The 16,198-nt window shown below is 68.7% G+C and carries 14 protein-coding genes and 1 pseudogene; 11 read left to right on the top strand and 4 right to left on the bottom strand.

The features are described from left to right. Window positions 1-3: 3 nt before the first annotated feature. The gene (gene aroF / locus FJK98_RS12860; RefSeq protein WP_205789432.1) at window positions 4-1,170 is read right to left on the bottom strand and encodes a 3-deoxy-7-phosphoheptulonate synthase; all 1,167 of its coding nucleotides are present in this window, start codon (window positions 1,168-1,170) and stop codon (window positions 4-6) included. A 389-nt stretch (window positions 1,171-1,559) separates the two neighbouring features. Here aroF and FJK98_RS12855 point away from each other — a divergent pair, with 389 nt between their 5' ends. The 9 genes from FJK98_RS12855 to FJK98_RS12815 all read left to right on the top strand — a co-directional run bounded on the left by FJK98_RS12855 (window position 1,560) and on the right by FJK98_RS12815 (window position 10,585). Next, a complete protein-coding gene (locus FJK98_RS12855) occupies window positions 1,560-2,192 on the top strand; it encodes a cyclase family protein (protein WP_240762964.1) in 633 nt (210 codons plus the stop codon). A gap of 107 nt (window positions 2,193-2,299) precedes the next feature. Beyond that, the gene (locus FJK98_RS12850) at window positions 2,300-3,643 is read left to right on the top strand and encodes an aldehyde dehydrogenase family protein (protein ID WP_145919218.1); all 1,344 of its coding nucleotides are present in this window, start codon (window positions 2,300-2,302) and stop codon (window positions 3,641-3,643) included. Between the two features lie 302 nt (window positions 3,644-3,945). Further along, window positions 3,946-4,851 carry a hypothetical protein gene (locus tag FJK98_RS12845; protein ID WP_205789431.1) on the top strand — a complete coding sequence of 302 codons (906 nt, stop codon included), beginning with the start codon at window positions 3,946-3,948 and terminating at the stop codon, window positions 4,849-4,851. A 187-nt stretch (window positions 4,852-5,038) separates the two neighbouring features. Continuing rightward, a complete protein-coding gene (locus FJK98_RS12840) occupies window positions 5,039-6,094 on the top strand; it encodes an ATP-grasp domain-containing protein (protein ID WP_240762797.1) in 1,056 nt (351 codons plus the stop codon). A gap of 35 nt (window positions 6,095-6,129) precedes the next feature. Next, window positions 6,130-7,383, top strand: a complete 1,254-nt coding sequence (locus FJK98_RS12835; protein ID WP_145919215.1) for an ATP-grasp domain-containing protein — start codon at window positions 6,130-6,132, stop codon at window positions 7,381-7,383. Window positions 7,384-7,727: 344 nt separating this feature from the next. Further along, window positions 7,728-7,940 carry a transposase gene (locus FJK98_RS12830; protein ID WP_145919214.1) on the top strand — a complete coding sequence of 71 codons (213 nt, stop codon included), beginning with the start codon at window positions 7,728-7,730 and terminating at the stop codon, window positions 7,938-7,940. A 13-nt stretch (window positions 7,941-7,953) separates the two neighbouring features. Beyond that, window positions 7,954-8,229 carry a hypothetical protein gene (locus tag FJK98_RS12825; protein ID WP_228542754.1) on the top strand — a complete coding sequence of 92 codons (276 nt, stop codon included), beginning with the start codon at window positions 7,954-7,956 and terminating at the stop codon, window positions 8,227-8,229. Then, window positions 8,226-9,425 carry an McrC family protein gene (locus FJK98_RS12820; protein ID WP_145919213.1) on the top strand — a complete coding sequence of 400 codons (1,200 nt, stop codon included), beginning with the start codon at window positions 8,226-8,228 and terminating at the stop codon, window positions 9,423-9,425. The genes FJK98_RS12825 and FJK98_RS12820 overlap by 4 nt, the downstream gene beginning before the upstream one ends. Window positions 9,426-9,709: 284 nt before the next feature. Next, entirely contained in the window at window positions 9,710-10,585 is an 876-nt protein-coding gene (locus tag FJK98_RS12815) for a hypothetical protein (RefSeq protein ID WP_145919212.1), read from the top strand. 456 nt (window positions 10,586-11,041) lie between these two features. Here FJK98_RS12815 and FJK98_RS12810 read toward each other — a convergent pair whose 3' ends face one another. Next, window positions 11,042-11,392: an S-adenosylmethionine decarboxylase family protein gene (locus FJK98_RS12810; protein ID WP_145919211.1), complete on the bottom strand. Its 351-nt coding sequence runs from the start codon at window positions 11,390-11,392 to the stop codon at window positions 11,042-11,044. Between the two features lie 11 nt (window positions 11,393-11,403). Next, window positions 11,404-11,916, bottom strand: a complete 513-nt coding sequence (locus FJK98_RS12805; RefSeq protein WP_205789430.1) for a hypothetical protein — start codon at window positions 11,914-11,916, stop codon at window positions 11,404-11,406. A 531-nt stretch (window positions 11,917-12,447) separates the two neighbouring features. Here FJK98_RS12805 and FJK98_RS12800 point away from each other — a divergent pair. Both FJK98_RS12800 and FJK98_RS12795 read left to right on the top strand, forming a co-directional pair. Continuing rightward, window positions 12,448-13,293: a CoA ester lyase gene (locus FJK98_RS12800; protein ID WP_145919210.1), complete on the top strand. Its 846-nt coding sequence runs from the start codon at window positions 12,448-12,450 to the stop codon at window positions 13,291-13,293. Between the two features lie 87 nt (window positions 13,294-13,380). After that, window positions 13,381-14,847 carry a dihydroorotase family protein gene (locus FJK98_RS12795; protein ID WP_145919209.1) on the top strand — a complete coding sequence of 489 codons (1,467 nt, stop codon included), beginning with the start codon at window positions 13,381-13,383 and terminating at the stop codon, window positions 14,845-14,847. An 18-nt stretch (window positions 14,848-14,865) separates the two neighbouring features. Here FJK98_RS12795 and FJK98_RS12790 read toward each other — a convergent pair. Further along, window positions 14,866-16,160 (bottom strand): annotated as a pseudogene (locus FJK98_RS12790) (IS701 family transposase). Window positions 16,161-16,198 lie beyond the last annotated feature (38 nt).

The raw sequence follows: 16,198 nt of genomic DNA, 5'->3' as shown, positions 1-16,198 counted from the left end.
TGGTCAGGCCGAGGCGAGGGAGCCGGCGGCGCGGGCGGTCGGTGCGAGCCGGCGGCCCACGGCTTCCAGGACGGGGTCGAGCTTCTTCATCAGGTCGGCGAACTGCGTGCCGTTGAGTGCCTGGGCACCGTCGCACCGTGCGGCGCGGGCGTCGGTGTGCACGTCGACAATCAGCCCGTCGGCCCCGACGGCGGCAGCCGCCAGCGACATCGGCCCGACCAGGTGTGGTTTTCCGGTGCTGTGACTGGGGTCGACGATCACCGGCAGGTGGGTGAGCCGCTTGGCCTCGGCCACCGCGCTAAGGTCCAGCGTGAACCGGGTACTGCGTTCGTAGCTGCGGATCCCCCGCTCACACAAAACGACATCGTCGTTGCCCACATGCAGCAGGTACTCGGCGGCGAGCAGCCACTCCTCGACAGTGGCGGACATCCCCCGTTTGAGCAGGACGGGCTTGCCCGCGGCGCCGGCTTCACGGAGCAGCTCGAAGTTCTGCATGTTGCGTGCACCGATCTGGAGCATGTCGCACTCTTCAGCGACGCACTCGACGTCCTTCGGGGTGACGACCTCGGTGACAACGGGAAGTCCGGTGCGCCGACGCTGTTCCGCGAGCAGCGTGAGACCGGCGAGCCCGAGCCCCTGGAAGCTGTACGGGGAAGTACGGGGCTTGAAGGCACCGCCGCGCAGCATGACCGCGCCCTCCCCGCGCACCATGTCCGCGATGCCTGTCATCTGTTCGGCGCTCTCTACCGCGCAGGGGCCAGCGATCACGATGAATTCGGTACCGCCGAACACGGCCTGCAGGTTCATGCCCACCCGGACGCGGGTGTCCTGCTCGCGGAAGGCCCGGCTGGTCAGCCGCTGCGGCCCCGGCACCCGTAGGACCCGGGAGACGGTCGGGAGACCTTCGAGCATGGTGGCCAAGCCCGCCGTTCCGGAACTCTCGGATACGAGCAACGAGATGTTCCCAAGCCTTGTCAACTCTGCGTCGAGTCCGTTTTCCGAAAGGGTTTCGATGAGGTCCCTGACACTTTCTTGGGGTGCCAAATGATCAAGGATCACGATCACGTAATAGGCCTTCCATGGGCTTGATGTGAACTTCTCCCCGAACAGGGAATGGTGCGGCCGAGCGTACCACCGAGTGGCGGAAATAAATTCCTCGAAGGAGGTCACGCCACAATGGACATAACGAATCTTTCTATCAAGGCATCCTGGAGGTGACCTATTCGCCTGCATCGACCAACGACGGCAAGCGGGGGCAAGGGCCGCGTTGAGCACGAATCCCAGCGAAATGATTGAGACATCTTGTCCGGCCGCTATTAATTAATGGTCACGTCAATGTTAAGAGGTGGCGAATACTGCTTCCGTCAGGAAAATTCTCAAACTCATCAACCGCATTCATCCCTCGCCGCCCAGTCGAACAATGATCTCCATTAATTGTTGGCTCCTCCTCGGAGACGTGTTACCTTTCCTCTGACTCCGCTGCTCCCGGCGGAGTCTCCGTGCTAGTGGTGGAGTGCCGCGTGAAGCTGATCGATATTAGTCAGGGCTGGTTTGAGGGCATGCCCTCCTACGACGCGCCGTGGTATCCGCAATTCCACGTACATCGGGCTATGACGCCGGCCACCGACCCTTCCGGAACTGGTCGGACGTTCTCCAACCTGGAGATATTTCCCCACAACGGCACCCATATCGAGTCCGGTTTCCACTTCTTCGAGGACCGCGAGAAGATCGACGAGCTTCCGCTCAGCACATTCGTCGGCCGGGCCGTCGTCGCCGACCTATCCCACAAGCGGGACCTGGACCCGGTGACGGGCGAGGACCTGGAGAAGGCCGTACGCGACGTGTGGCAGGAGGGGGACCGGCTGCTCATCCGTACCGATCACCCCGACCGGTACCTCGGACGCGACGACTACTGGGACAAGCCCCCGTACCTCACTGTCTCAGCGGCCGACTGGATGGCCGACAACGGTGCCACGCTCGTCGGTATGGACTGCATCACCGAGCGGCCCGACGACCGCAGCGGCCAGGTGCACCGGCGGCTCCTGTCCGCCGGCATCCCGATCCTGGAGAACATCCAGAATCTCGGGCAGATCTCCAATCCCGTCGTCCAGCTCATGGCGCTGCCCATCAAGATCGCCGACGTGGAGGCCGCGCCCGCCCGCGCGGTGGTCTTCGACGGCTGGCCGTTCTGACCCGACCGCTGCCGCGACGCGCCCCGGTTCCCGTTCCACCCGGAACCGGCCTGTCCGAGTTGTCCACCGCACCGGCCCGGCTCGGCCCAAAGGAAAGGTGATCTGGCGTGCTGTCATCCGTACCCGTGGTGCGCGCCGGAGAGGAACGCACCTCCCGCGACACCCGCGTCCTGCATGGTGTCACAGGCGAACCGCTGGCGACCATGCACGAGGTCCCGCCCCTGGTTGCCCGGTTGACGGTCAAGGCCATGCGGCAGTCGCCCGAACTCAGCCTCAACGAACGCCTCTCCGTCCTCGCCGAGGCCGGCCGGCTCTTCGCCAAGGCAAACCTCGGTGGACAGACCCCGGAGGAGTACTGCCGCCTCCAGGCGCTCGCCTCCGGCGTGCCCGTCACCGTGGCGCGCGGCGTCCTGCAACGGGTCGCCCGGGACGGCGAGACGCTCGGCGAGGTGGTCCGCCGCCAGACACCAGCCGGAGCCGGCGACACCGCCCGCTGGGTGCGGCGCGGGAGCGTCCTGTCCGTCGTCGCGCCCAGCAACCACCCCGGCACCCATGGTGCCTGGCTCCAGGCGATCGCCATGGGCTACCGCGTCGCCGTACGGCCCGGCGGTCGCGACCCCTTCACGCCGTTGCGTCTCGTCCGCGCCCTGCTCACCGCCGGACTGCGCCCCGACTGGATCAGTCTGCTTCCCGGCGGCCACGCCACCGCAGACGCCCTCACCGAGGCGGGCGACCTGGCCATCGTCTACGGCGGCGAGGACACCGTAGCCCGACTTCGCGGCAACAACCGGGTCCTCGTACGCGGACCGGGACGCAGCAAGATCCTCGTGGACACTGAGCCGGACGAGGCCGTGCTCGACCACCTCGTCGCCGAGATCGCCGGGGACGGCGGGGTGCGTTGCACCAACACGACCGCTGTACTGACCACCGGTGACCACAGGCGGCTGGCCGGACAGCTCGCCGAACGCCTGGCCGCACTTCCCACACACCCGGTCACGGACCCCCGCGCGGTGCTCCCGGTCCGACCCCGACCCGAAGCCGAGGCGCTGCGCGCCGCCGCCGCCGCTGCCGCCGGTCCGGTCCCCGACCTCGTCGCCGTCCACTGCCCCGACGGACCGCTGGCCGACGTCGGGAAGCCGGCCGTCGCCTTGCGCCCCGCCGTGTACGTGCTCGACCGCTGCGACCATCCGGCGCTGACGACGGAACTGCCCTTCCCCTGTGTCTGGGTGGCGCCCTGGCGCGAGGCCGACGGCATGGCTCCGCTGGACGACTCGCTGGCCCTCGGCCTGCTCACCGAAGACGACTCCCTGGTTGAGAAGGTCCTCGCCATGCCCGGGGTACGCACCGTCGTTCACGGTCCCGTCGCCCGCTGGTGGCAGGACCCGAACCTGCCGCACGACGGTTACCTGGGCCAGTTCCTCAACGAGGCACGCGGCTACGCCCGCACGTAAACGATCGGCGCGCTACGAACGACCATGCCCCGGCCGGGCCGCACCGTCCTCGTCCATCCCGTGCCCCACCTCTCCGCCCTCCGCCACGATGCACCGAGGTACCCGACATGCCTGCTGCCTGCCCCGACCTCCCCCTCGTCGTCCTCCCGGCGAACAACCTGGTCCGCGCCACGTCCCGGCCCGCCGAGCCCGTGGAGTCCGCCCTACACACCGCCGTGGCCACCCTAGAGGGCCTGCACACTGAGCTTCTGAACCCCAGCGGGGTACGCCCGGCGCAGCTCCGGGACGCCAGGGAGGCCGCAGTGGCGGCCACCACCGGGCTCGCGACGCTCGCCCAGGTGAAGCCGATGGACGCCACCGCGCTCACCCCGATCGTCCCGAACCACGCGTACTTCGGCGTCCGCACGGCAGACATCGACGATGCCCGTCTGGTGTCCGAGACCACTGTCATCATCGCCCGTACGCTCGCCGACCTGAGGATCGCGCGGCTGTCGCTGAACCAGCAGGCCGCCGAGGTCGCCGCGATGGTCCAGGTGCTACGCGGACTCGCCCCGCCGGACGCGGAACGTGACCCAACTTCCCCCTCCTCGCCTGCCGGACCGGCCCCTGTCACCCCAGGCCAGGACGAACTGACCCGTTGGGTCATCACGCACCACTTCTACTTCGTGCTCAACCTCGCCGCGGCCGACTCCGTGACACGCGCGCTCGCCCTGCACCGCGACGGCGAGTCGGAGGCCACCAGAGCCGCGCTGCGGGAGGCCGTTACGTATGTCCGTGCCTTCACCGCCGCGATGATGCACTCCGGCGACATGTCGGCACCCTGCTACGACGCCGAGGTCCGGCCCACCATGAGCCCGCCGGCCGTCCCCGCGGCGCTCACCGGACGGACACAGCCGGAGCACAAGGCGTTCCGCAAGGCCATGCGCACCCTCGTGCGGACCTGGACCGACTCCTTTGACAAATTGGCCGCCAACGACCCCGAGGTGGCGCTGGCCCGGGACTCGCTGCTGGAGGCTGACCTGCAGGACATCGAGCAGCACATCACTATCACGGCCGCCCTCGTCGGCGACGACAGTTCGATCATTCAGGCAGCCAGCGCGGCCGGCAGCGCCATCGCCATGCTCCGCTCCATGCGCCACACCCGCGCCGAGGAGTACCGGCCGCTTATGCGCTTCGGGGACAATGTCACGTTGCTCGCCGCGAGTTGACCGGGGCCGGGCACGACGGGGTTTCCCCGAGGAACAGATCGGAGAGAGACAGATGGCTCCGCGTATTGCTCTACTGGGCGGTCGACCGAGCGTCCTGAGGTCTGCGGCGGAACTGGGCTGCGGGGTCGTCCTGCTGGCCAGGCCCGGTGGCTACGATCCTGAGGCCGCACGGCGCTGGTGCATCGAGGTGATTGACGTCGACCTAGGCGATCAACCGGCGGTCCTGGCGGCCGGGCGGGGGCTACAGGCGCGGTCACCCGTGGTCCGTTTCTTCTCGCCGACCGAGTTGGGGCTAGTCGCTGCGGCCCGGCTCAACGAGGACTTCGGACTCGGCGGCAACTCGCTGCGCACCGTCACCCTTCTCAAGGACAAGTCCGCGATGCGGAACCACCTTGCCGACCTCGGCCTATCGCCGGTCCGTTTCCGCGTCGTGCACAGCGCACGCGAACTCACCGCGTTCCTGACCGAACTCGGTGGTCCCGGCATCGTCAAACCGCTCGACTTCGGCGGCAGCGCGGACGTCCACAGGGTCGACGGCCCACACCGGGCCGCCGAGATCTGGTCGCGGGTCGAGGCCGCCGGGCGCGAGCGGATGCTGGTGGAGGAGTTCCTCACCGGCTACGAGGTGAGCGTGGAGGGCTTCTCGACGGACGGCTTGCACACCGTCGTGGCCATCACTGACAAGCTCCTGGGCACCGGGTTCGTGGAGGTCGGACACTCCGTCCCGGCATCCGTGGATGAGCACGTCCGCGCGGCGATCGCCGAGCTGACAGCGCGGCTGCTCGACGCGGTGGGCCTCGTCGAGGGCCCTTCCCACACCGAGATCATGATCACTGCCGACGGGTTGCGGATCATCGAGTCCCACAACCGGGCCGGTGGCGACAACATCCCCGAACTGGTGCGGCTCGCCTGCGGCGTGGACCTCGTGCGCGCCGCGGTCGCCGTTCCACTCGGTCTCGAACCCTGGGAGAAGGAACTCCCCGCACCACTAGGCGGCGCGGCGATCCGCTTCCTGTCCGCCGAGCCCGGCGTGGTGACCGACATCGCCCTGCCGACCGAGGGGCTAGAGGGCGTCACCCTCGGTGTCAAGGCGAGGCCGGGCATGGTGATCCCGCCAGTGACCTGGTCCGCCGACCGGGTGTGCGGGGACGTCATTGCCGTCGGCCGGGACGCGGTGGAGGCCGCGGCTCGCGCCGAGGCCGCCGTCGCCCGGATCCGGATCCGGACTAGCCCCGTCGCTTGAGACCGCGTCCGAATCCCTGCACGGTGAGGAAACCAATGAATGTTGCCAGTGCCCCGGCGGTCGTCATCGTCGACGCCTACGCCAGTTCGCGCTGTCTGGCACCGCTCTTCCGTGCCCGCGGTTACGACTGCGTGCACGTACAGAGCACGCCTGACATCCCCCAGAACTACCTGCGTGGTTACCGCCCCGAGGACTTCAGCGGACACGTCGTCCACCACGGCGACCTCGCCGAGACGCTGCAAGCCCTGAGCGCGTACCGGACGATCGCGCTAATCCCCGGGGTGGAACGCGCGGTGCTGCTCGCCGACGCGCTCAGCGAGCGGTTGGGCCTGCCGTCAAACGGCACCGCGCTGAGTCCCGCCCGCCGCGACAAGTACCTGATGATCGAGACTGTCAGGGCGGCGGGCGTGCCGGCTGTCGAGCAGCTCCACACCGCCGACTTGGACGAGCTCCTGCTTTGGTACGACAAGACAGGCGGTCGGACGGTGCTGAAGCCGGTCAGCAGCGCGGGCAGCGACGGCGTCTACTTCTGCTCCGGGCCCGAGGAGATTACGGCGGCCTTTCAGTCGCTGCACGGCACCACGAGCGTGCTCGGCCAGCAGAACGAGGCGGTGCTTGCGCAGGAATACCTGGTTGGCCATGAGTACATCGTCAACACCGTCAGCCACGGTGGCACGCACCGCGTCTCCGACATCTGGAAGATGCACACCCTCAGCGCCAACGGGGTCGCCGAACTGGCCGCCGGTGCCGAACTGCTGCCCCGGCGCGGACCGGAACAGGACGCCCTAGTCGCCCACACCTTTCAGATCCTGGACGCCCTCGGCATCGCTTACGGCCCCGCGCACACCGAGCTGAAGCTCACCCCGGACGGCCCGCGGTTGGTCGAGACGGGGGCCCGGGTATGCGGGGCCGACGTCCACGTGCCCGTCACGGCAGCCCTCGGCACGAGCCAGCTCGACCTCACCGTCGAGGCCTGCACCAACCCCGTAGGGTTCCTCTCCGCAGCCGACGAGGACTATTGCGTCGACCGCCACGCCCGCGTGGTCAACATGGTGGCGCCCCGGGGCGGGGTGCTGCGCTCCTATCCCCGGCTGGACGACCTGCGCGCTCTGGACAGCTTCCACGACGTGCTGTTCCGCGTGCACCCGGGCGAACCGGTGCACCCGTCCATCGACGATTGGACCTTCCCACTCCGGGTCTACCTGCTGCACGAGATCGCGGCCACCGTCGCCCGTGATGCCCTGACCACGCGCTATCTGGACGGCGAGGGCTTCTACGAACTGGCCTGACGCCCCCCCAGATACTTATGGGCGGGTGGCGTTCAGGGACGAACTGGCCGAGACGCTAACATGCGCCGCAGTCGGTGGAGCTGGCTGACGAATCTCGTCGGTGCGGCGAACTCACGGAACAGGTCTGCACCGAAGCGGCCGACTCGATGCCCAGCAGGGCGGGTGCCGGATGTCCCTTCTCTCCCCGAGACGGCCGGCCAGCGACGGCCGGTCTTTGGGTCTGCTGCACCGATAGGTGACAGGCTTGCCCTGTGGGCGGGCTGGAAGGATGTCGCTGTGCCCAAGCCCTACCCCGAGAGTTCCGCGATGACGTCATGCGGGTGGCCCGTGACCGTTATCCGGGCGTGACCGTCGAGCAGATCGCGAAGGACTTCGGGGTCCACCCCATGACGTTGTTCAAGTGGCTGCGCCAGGCCGACATCGACGCTGGCGCGAAGCCCGGCACGACCAGCGGCGAGTCAGCCGAGCTGCGCGAGGCCCGCAAGCGGATCAAGCTCCTCGAACAGGAGAACGAGGTCCTGCGGCGGGCCGCGGCCTACCAACGGCAAGGATGGTGACGAGCGGGCCGCGTTGCTGGCGGCGCTCAACGAGTCGATCGGCGAGGAAGACCACGACTTCAAGATCGGCCCGTCGTACCTGATGAAGCCGAACCTCGACAGCGAGGCTGCGCTCGACCGCGTATGGCGCTACGACCTGATGCCGCTACTGGAGGAGCATTACTACGGACGGCTCACCCGGACCCAGATTCGCAACCGATTCGGACTCGCGGCCATCCGCGCCCGCGCCACTCCGGCGGACGGTGGCAACTCACCTACGAACACCGACGAAGCGTCACCATCGGAATGAGCGGGCTGCCAGTCAACGTCGCCGAGCTCGACAAGGCCGGCGCGCTGCGGCAGCTCGATGACGATGCCGCAAGCACGCTGAGCAGCACTGGGCTCGTTGAGGTGCGTCCTGAAGGCGGTGGTTGGTGGCGCCTGCTGCCCACCGGCAAGGTCGGCGCGGTCCGCATCGACGGACTCGACGTCCAGGTGCAACCGAAGGTGGGGATCGCCCGACTGCTCTTCCTGCTCGGCTACGCCATGGACCCGGGGTTCCGGCCGGAAGACGTCACCGCTACCCCCGAACCGGACCTGTGGCCGGCACTGGCCGAGTCATTGATCCGGCAGGCCGAGCGCGCACTCGCCCCAGGCGTCCTACAGGGCTATGTGTCGGTCGACGAGTCGCTGCCGCTGGTCCGCGGCCGGGTCCGTTTGGCTGACCAGTTCGCCCGCCGTCCCGGCATACCGCTGCCGATCGAGGTGCGCTTCGACGAGTACGCCACGGACATCGTCGAGAACCAGATCCTACGCACGGCCTTGCGGCGCATGATGGCGGTTCCCCGGCTGCCGGCCGGGGCGCAGGCTCGCCTCGCCCACTTGGACGGTCGCCTCGACGGCGTACGGGTGCTACCGCACGGAGCGTTCCTACCGACTTGGCGTACGAGTCGGCTGAACGCTCGGTACGCCCCCGCCCTCAGGTTGGCACAGCTGGTGCTCCACTACCAATCCGCAGAGCCTGGCCCTGGTGACGTCTCCATGGCCGCGTTCGTCGTGAACATGGCCAAGACCTTCGAGGACTTCGTCACAACCGCCCTGCGCGAGGCGTTGGCCCCGTATCCCGGGCGCACTGACGGCCAGTACCCGGCGTACCTCGATGTTGACCGGACGATCTCCATCCGACCCGATGTTGTTCATGTCATCAATGGCCGGCCCGTCGCGGTCTTCGACACGAAGTACAAGCTTGAAAGCGCCAACTCGGGTTACCCGAACGCCGACGCGTACCAGATGCTTGCGTACTGCACGGCGCTGAACCTCCCCCTCGGGTGGCTCATCTACGCGCAGGGCACATCTAAGCCCGGCCCGCGTCGGATCCGCAATACCGAGATTGACGTCGTGCACCACCCACTCGACCTGATCGCACCACCCAGAAGGATTCTCGCAGATATCGACATCCTGGCACGCAAGGCCGTGCACCAACACGAGGAAACGCAGCGCCGTTGACGGATCCCGGCTCAGGACCCTAGTGCTCCACCGCCCGCCGACCGCTTCTCGTGCGGTGGACACACGCCCGCAGACGGCGCTTGCCGGCGTACGGAAACTGCTGAACGCCTCCTGGCCAGTACGAAGAGGCCTGCTCGCTGCCGGATGACCAGCGCGTTCCAGCACCGCCGGGCACCGGCGCCGAGGGCTTGCGCCGCCTCTCTCTGCCTACTGTCCTGTAACGGGTTCAGCAGAAGCCACACGGCGGGCTGATCTTGTCGCCGCCCTGTGCTACTCCTGTCCCCGTGACCACGGCCTCCTTCCGCTACCTCCCGCTCGGGCAGATCCACCTCTCCTTCGGGGAGGTCCAACTGACGCCCGGCGTCGCCAACCACCGTCTGATCATCCCGGCCCAGGTCACCGGTACCTGGCTGGATGCCAAGGCCCCGGAGAGCAACGCCCAGGTGCTGTGTGTTGGCACCGTCTGGCTAGAGCGGCCGTTCTTCCGCTGGGTAGGGGGCCTGGAGCCCCAAGTCGTGACCCTCCGCGGCTATCCGGCGGCGGAGGAGTTGGTCGTTTCCCTCACCGATGACCAGCTCATCTCCCTGGAGAGCGCCTGCGGACAGGACGACATCGTCCTGCGACTCAAGCTTCAGGTAACCCTGTTGTCGCCGCCGGGCGACGTGCATCCGGTGGCCCATGATGAGCTGCCGGTCCGCATTCCGCGTGGCCGCTGGCTGGAGCTGCTTGACCAGGCCGGCACGGAGGTGGGCGTACTGCTCCGGGTGCCCAGCCCACTGACCGACTCGGCCCTCACGCCGCCGCCGGCAGCCTCCGACAAGGACGCGGCCTCGCTTAGTCAAGCTGCTGCCCGGCTGCGGCAGGCGCGGGCCGAGCTACGTGACCAGCAGTGGGAGCACTGCGTGGCCACCTGCCGGCGGGTACTAGAGAACATCTCCTTGCTCGTTAGTATCCCGTCCGCCAAACAGGTCTTCTCTGTGCCGGCTGACAGCCGCACCCAGGACCAGCGTTGGGCGGCCGTCTACTGGGACGTCAAGGGAATGACCCATGCCGCTCACCACGACGACAGCACCACGGGAAGCTTCTCCTGGAGCCGGGCCGACGCCGAGGCGATCTTGGCGACGACGGCGGGGTTGCTGAGAAGGTATACGCAGGGCTAGCACTCCAGCCACAGCTGGTGGATTCGGTGTCTTCGCTGGTAGTGGTCCCGTTTGGCGCAGTATTGGTGCCAGCATCACCATCGTGACCATCGATGTATACGGTCGCCTCGACCGCCTCCTGCTGATATCCGCGCAGCGGCGGACGAGCGCAACCGAGACGGACCGCCTCTCGGGGTTCACCTGATTCCCGTAGCCGTCAGCGGCGGAGGTGGAGTTCTCTCAGTAGCTGTCCAAGCAGGCCAAGATCGACGGAGTGGAGCCCTGGCAAGGCCGGGAGGACCGGGGCCGTTTCGAGCCGACGCTCGATGCAGAGTTGCGCACCTCGACATGCCCGGCCCTGGCCCAGCAGTACGTAGCAGATGACCCGGCTGCGACGGGTGTGTGCACGGCATGCATGGCCGAATAGACCAACGGCGTCGTCACTCCCTCCGGGTCCATCGTCGTATCGATCGCGGCCTAGGCGGCGATCCGCGCCGGTAGCGGCAGACGCGGAACTCGACCGTTGAGGGCGACGTCGCCGCCGAGCAGCGCGAGGATCGGCGCGACGGCCATGTCTGGGTCGCTTTCGGCCCGGCAGGTGAACACGTCGATGTGGGCGAGCCCGAGCTCGGGCCACGTCGACACGGTGATGTGGGACTCGGCGAGGATCAGGACGCACGTCGCGCCGTGCGGTTGGAACGGCTCGATCAGTTCGGAGCGGGCCGTGTTGCCCAACAGGCGGCACGTCTCCCGCATCGCGGTCATGATCTGCCCTGGGTCGACGTCGGCCCTGGCGCAGTTGGTCACGTCGTAGACAGCGTGGATCACGGGTGCTCCGATCAGGCGGCGCGGGGCGCGGGGCGGGCGGCCAGGTGCTCGTTGAGCAGGGCGGCGAGGTAGTCGACGGTGTAGGAGCGGTGCAGCCGCTGCGGGTCGCTGGCCCACCGGGAAACCTCGGCCCACAGGGTGTCGAGGACTTGGTCGCCGTGCTCGGCCAGCAGGACGTCGAGGTTGAGGAACAGCTCGGGCAGGTCGGCGTACGCGCCGTTGGCGACGTACAGGCTTTTGGACAGCTTGCCGCCGGTGCGGTCGACTACGAGCGGTGTGAACACGGAGACGGGCCAGTCGTGCGGCGGTACGCCGAGGGTGGCCAGGCCGGGCGCGAGGACTTGGCTGTGCCAGGCTCCGCCCCAGTCGGCGCCGTCGGCGGAGACGGAGCAGGCGTCGTACAGCTCCCGTTCGGCCGCGAGGAGGTAGCCCTTCTGGATCGAGCGGACCGGGGTGTTCGCGTCGTACCAGCCGCCGCCGTCGACCGGGACGTGCTCGGTGTACGGGCCGTGGTCCGTATACACCCTCCACCAGCCAACCGGCCAGGCTGATCGGGTTCGGCAACGCCGCCGCACACGCCTTGGCATACAGGTCCATGAGTCAGGTACGTCAGGGCTCGGGTGATGCGGTCGACGGCCTTGCGCAACACCGGCACCGCGAGATCCGCTCACCCCTCGGCGACCAGTCGATCACACTCCTCGGCCACCCGGCGGGCGGTCTGTGAGTATTCCCGTCGCCCCCGGTAGGGATGCCGCCGGCGATCCCATCGCAGCGATCCGCCAACACCGTCAGATCGTCACCGGTCATCTCTCCGTCTCAGCGGACCGCTACCCGGTCTCGGGCACGCGCCACCTATCGCGTGGAACATGCCAAATAACCAGGACCTGGACAACGGGATCGGTGCGATCCCCGTTGACCCGGCGCTTCTCCGACCGGGGTCGCCGAAGCCCGACGTGACTGCCTGGCACGGGCCGGGCCGGGCCGAACGGCAGGCCGCGCGCTGCGCCTCAGCACACCGCGCTAGATTGGAACACCGTTCCAACTGAGGAGGCGTTATGGTGTCCCGGTCCTGGCTCTACGTCCCCGGCCACTCGCCCCGGATGCTCAAGAAGGCCGCCGGCGTCGGAGCCGACGCCATCATCGCGGACCTGGAGGACGCGGTGCCGGTAGCGCAGCGGCCGACCGCCCGTTCGGTGGTCGCCGACTGGCTGGACTCCGGCGCCACCGGCGACGCCGACGCCTGGGTCCGGGTCTCGCCGGACGCCCTGGAGGAGGATCTACGGGCGGCGGTCCGCCCCGGCCTCGCCGGCCTGGTGGTGGCGAAGGTGGACGGCCCGTCCCTGCTGAGTCGCCTCGACGCCCTGCTCACCGACCTGGAGAGCGAGCGCGGCCTACCGGTAGGGCACATCGCAGTCTCGCCCCGACTGGAGTCGGCGCGCGGGCTCCGGCAGATCGACGCCGTCGCCGCCGCACCCCGGGTGTTGCTGCTCGGACTCGGCGAGGCGGACCTGACCGCCGACCTGGGCCTGCGTGCCGGTCCGGACGAGCTGGAGTTGCTTCCGGCCCGGTTCGAGGCGGTCGTCGCCTCGGCGGCCGCCGGGCTGGCCGCGCCGGTCGGCCCGGCCACCGTGAACTACCGGGACACCGACAAACTGCGGGCCGGCACCGAGGCCCTGCGCCGGCTCGGCTTTTCCGGACGGACGGCGATCCACCCCGCTCAGGTGCCGGTGATCAACGAAGTCTTCACCCCGACCGCCGAGGAGGTGGTCGAGGCCGAGCGGGTCATCGCCGCGTACGCCGGCGGGGGCGGCGGGGCGGCGGCGGTGGACGGCACCGGAACGATGGTGGACGAGGCGGTCGCCCGTTCGGCCCGGGCGGTGCTGGCTCGCGCGCGTCGGTAGCCGATCCATCTGTTCCGCTCAACGGATCGGTGTTGCGCTCAGCGGTCCGACGGGCTTAGCCTGTGCCCACCGCAAGGAGGTGGCCCCATGGCTTATGACCTGCTCATCGCCAACACGCGGGCGGTGCGCCCGGGCGAGGACGAGCCCGTCCCAACATCCATCGCGGTCCGGTCGGGCCGGATCGCGGCCATCGGGCCGGACCTCTCCCCCGCCGGTGCCGAGGAGGTGGTCGACGCCGGCGGCCGACTGGCCTTCCCCGGCGCGGTCGACGGACACCAGCACTGGGGGATCTACAACCCGCTCGACGTCGACACCGCCAGCGAGTCGCGGGCCTCGGCGCAGGGCGGTGTCACCACCGGGCTGACCTACATGCGAACCGGGCAGTACTACCTGAACCGGGGCGGCAGCTACGCCGAGTTCTTTCCCGAGGTGCTGCGCCTGGCCGAGGGGCGGGCCTACGTCGACTACGCCTTCCACCTCGCCCCCATGCAGGCCGGCCACATCGACGAGATCGGCATGCTGGTCGACGAGTTCGGGGTCAGCTCTTTCAAGATCTTCATGTTCTACGGTTCACACGGCCTGCACGGGCGCTCCACCGACCAGTCGTCGTTCCTGATGACCCCGCCCGGTGAGCGCTACGATCTGGCGCACTTCGAGTTCGTCATGCGCGGCCTTCAACGGGTCCGGGAACAGCGGCCCGAGCTGGCGGACGGCATCAGCCTGTCGCTGCACTGCGAGACCGCCGAAATCATGGCGGCCTACTCGAAACTGGTGGAGGAGGCCGGGGATCTGAAGGGATTGGCCGCCTACAGCGCGTCCCGCCCGGCGCACTCGGAGGGGCTCGCGATCACCATCGCCTCCTACCTGGCCCACGAGACCGGCCTGCCGGCGATCAACCTGCTGCACCTGTCCGGCGAGAAGGCGATGGAGTCCGCGCTGCGGATGGCCGCCGCCTTCCCGCACGTGGACTTCCGCCGCGAGGTCACCATCGGCCACCTGATCGCCACCTACGACACCGCCGCCGGGCTCGGCGGCAAGGTGAACCCTCCGTTACGCGCCGAGTCCGACCGGCAGGCGCTCTGGCGGGCCGTGCTCGCCGGACAGGTCGACTGGGTGGTCTCCGACCACGCCTGCTGCCGGGACGAGGCGAAGTTCGGCGCCGACCGGGACGACGTCTTCGTGGCGAAGTCCGGGTTCGGCGGGGCGGAGTACCTGCTCCCCGCCCTGATCACCGAGGGACGGCGGCAAGGGCTGCCGCTGGGCCGGGTCGCCGAGTTGGTCTGCGCCAATCCGGCGAAGCGCTACGGGTTGTGGCCGCGCAAGGGGGACCTGGCGGTGGGCTTCGACGCGGATGTCGTCCTGGTCGACCCGGACCGCACCTGGACGGTGACGGCGGAGGCCAGTGAGTCCACTCAGGAGTACACCCCGTTCGAGGGGTTCGAGCTGACCGCCCGGGTGGACGACGTATGGCTGCGCGGACATCGCATCCTCCGCGATGGCGCGGTCGTCGGCACCCCGCGCGGTGAATACCTGCGCCGCCCGGTCAGCCGCTAGTACTGCTACGGCAGTTGGTTAGGGGTAGCCGTGTCGTCGGTAGTGGCAGGTTCGGGCTTGGTGTTGGCGTCGTCTGCGCCATCGGGACCAGGCCCAGACGTGCTCTGGTGGGTGGGTTGATCGCACTGCGAGTGCGGTGAGGAGTCTTCGGATCTCCGGTACCGTGTAGCCGATCATCATGCCGTCGTCGGCGCTGGTTCCCCTTTTGCCGCAAGGGATCTGGCTGCGGACAGCCAGGCGTGGGCGGCCATCGCGAGGGTGATGTGGGCGTACCAGGCCCGCCAGTCACGGACCTGGTATTCGTCGAGGCCTGCTTCGTTCTTGGCCTGCTGGAAGCACTCCTCGATCGCCCACCTCGCGCCCGCGACACGGGCGAGGTCGACCAGGCGGGTCCGACGTGGTCCGTAGCAGACGTAGTAGGCGATCTCGCCGGTAGTGATGCTGCGCCGGGCCAGGAGCCAGTGTCCGCGGCCCGGCCGCCAGCAGATCCGTACCGGCACCCGAGCCCACCAGTACTCGCGTGGGCCGTGCGCGCCGGCGCCGGCCGAGAGCCGGCACCACGCCCGAGCGGGCAGACCGGCGATGAGTTGGTCGGCGCGGGCAGTTCCCATGGTGGTGGTGATCATGTCGTCGTTGCGGCGGGTAGCGACCACATAAGCCACATCCCGGTGTTCCAGCCACACCCGCAGGGACTTCGACTGCCCGTAGGCCTCGTCCATCGTCACCCACCCCACCGGCACCCCCGCGTCCAGGGCGCGGGCGAGCATGGTGCGGGCCATCTGCACCTTCGTGGCGAACTCCACCTCGTCGGGGATCCCGGCGGCCCGGCACCGGTCCCGGTCATCGGTCCACGAGGTCGGAAGGTAGAGCTGCCGGTCGATCAAGGCGTGACCCTTCGCTGACCGGTAGGCAAGGAACACCCCGACCTGGCAGTTCTCCGTCCGACCAGCCGTGCCGGAGTATTGACGCTGCACCCCCGCCGACCGGACGCCCTTCTTCAGGAACCCGGTGTCATCGACGATCAACACCCCCGCCGGGTCACCGAGATACTCGACCACGTAGTCACGCACGTCATCCCGCACGGCGTCGACGTCCCAGTCCGCCCACCGCAACAACCGCTGCATCCCGTCCGGCGACACATCCCCGGCCTGCTCCGCCAAGGTCCAGCCGTTCTTACGACCCAGACCCGAAACCAGCCCACACAGGTACTGCCGCGCCCGCCGACGCGGCTCCGACCGACGAAACCGCACCCCGACCCGAGCATGGAGCCGGTCCAGTTCCGCATGCCACCGATCGATATCAACGTCCGTCACGAGCTGACCAACGAACCCGACCCGAAGACGATTCGCCT

Origin of the sequence: Micromonospora sp. HM134 (genome assembly GCF_007833915.1) — a bacterium.
Taxonomy (GTDB): domain Bacteria; phylum Actinomycetota; class Actinomycetes; order Mycobacteriales; family Micromonosporaceae; genus Micromonospora; species Micromonospora wenchangensis.
The sequence above is the reverse complement of the archived record's forward strand: the minus strand, read 5'-3'. Positions and strand labels throughout refer to the sequence as shown.